Source organism: Konateibacter massiliensis (assembly GCF_900184995.1).
Lineage (GTDB): Bacteria > Bacillota > Clostridia > Lachnospirales > Lachnospiraceae > Lachnotalea > Lachnotalea massiliensis.
In genome coordinates, this window is the sequence record NZ_LT860095.1 from 1 (window position 1) to 1,343 (window position 1,343).

Annotated in this window: 2 protein-coding genes; both read right to left on the minus strand. The window is 39.5% G+C overall.

Annotated features, from left to right (window positions below):
• Positions 1-52: 52 nt before the first annotated feature.
• Positions 53-967: an IS3 family transposase gene (locus CTY48_RS00020; protein WP_099466477.1), complete on the minus strand. Its 915-nt coding sequence runs from the start codon at positions 965-967 to the stop codon at positions 53-55.
• A complete protein-coding gene (locus CTY48_RS00025) occupies positions 964-1,248 on the minus strand; it encodes a transposase (protein ID WP_099466478.1) in 285 nt (94 codons plus the stop codon). The genes CTY48_RS00020 and CTY48_RS00025 overlap by 4 nt, the downstream gene beginning before the upstream one ends.
• Positions 1,249-1,343: the final 95 nt, after the last annotated feature.

Here is a 1,343-nt window from a genome sequence, read left to right on the forward strand (position 1 = left end):
TGGTCCTATGTCAAGATTTAGTACAAGTTAAAATGAGAAAAAATTCCTCACATTAACTTGCTAGAAGCAGGCGGCCATCTTGGCTCTGCTCATATAGTTTTTCAAAGTCATTTGGTGACATATAATCACAGTGACTGTGGATACGTTTTGTATTATAAAATGCCTCTAGATATTCAAATACGAGGCGATAAGCCTGGTCGAAATCGAGGATATGAAATCGGTTCAGCCACTCCCGTTTTATGAGTGCATGAAATGATTCAATACATGCATTATCCCATGGGAAGGCCTTTTTTGAATAACTACGCTTCATATTTTCGGTTGCTTCGTTGTAGGCTTTTGAAACATACTGAGAGCCGCGATCGCTGTGTATAATCAACGGAAGATCTGTTTTGCGACGTGCTTTTGCTTTGGTTATGGCATCAATTACACAAGAAACCTCTAACGTTTCTGAAAGTGTCCATGCAATGATTTTCCTGGAATACAAATCCATAATGCTTGTCAGATAGACAAATCCGTCTACGGTCCAAATATAAGTGATATCGGTGCACCAAACAGCGTTAGGGCGGTCAGGATTGAATTGTTCATCAAGGATATTTTGAAGTTCGTTACTAAAATCAGAATCTTTTGTAGTGATTGTCCATGGTTTTACCCATTGCGCTTTAATTCCCATTTCCTTCATGTAGGTACCAACCGTTCGTTCTGCAATAACTTCTCCCTTTTTTTTGAGCTCTTTGGTGATTTTGGGAGCACCATAGTTTTGTTTGGAGCCATCATAAATCTCTCTTATTTTGGCCTTTATAGTTTTCTTTCGTACGAGTGTATTTGAAGGAGTTTTTCTTAAAAATGCGAAATATCCCGATCGTGAAACGCCTAAGATTCGCAGCACTCTGGAGACAGAAACACGGCGTCCGTTTTTCTTGGAAGCTTCTGTCTTCTCAGATACTTCGAGGTAAATGGCTTGCGTCATTTTCCCAGAATGCCGATGGCTTTTTTTAACACATCAAGTGCATCCTGTGTGTCGCGCAATTCACGCTTAAGACGGGCAATCTCCTTTTCTTCATCCGAAGAGAAATTTCCAGAGCCTCTAGATTCGAGATCACCTGTCTCACGAAATTCTCTTTGCCATCTTGATATAGACTGGTGGCTGATTCCAAGATTGTTGGCACAGCCAATCAAACCAAGCTCCTTGTGGTCATGATAGTACTGGATGCAATCCAATTTAAATTGTTTGTCATAGTTCTTCGGCATAATGAGACCCTCCATGATTCAGTACAAGTATTGTACCATAATTTTTTATATTGGAATTTCTCATTTTGACTTGTACTATTTAAATTCTAACATCA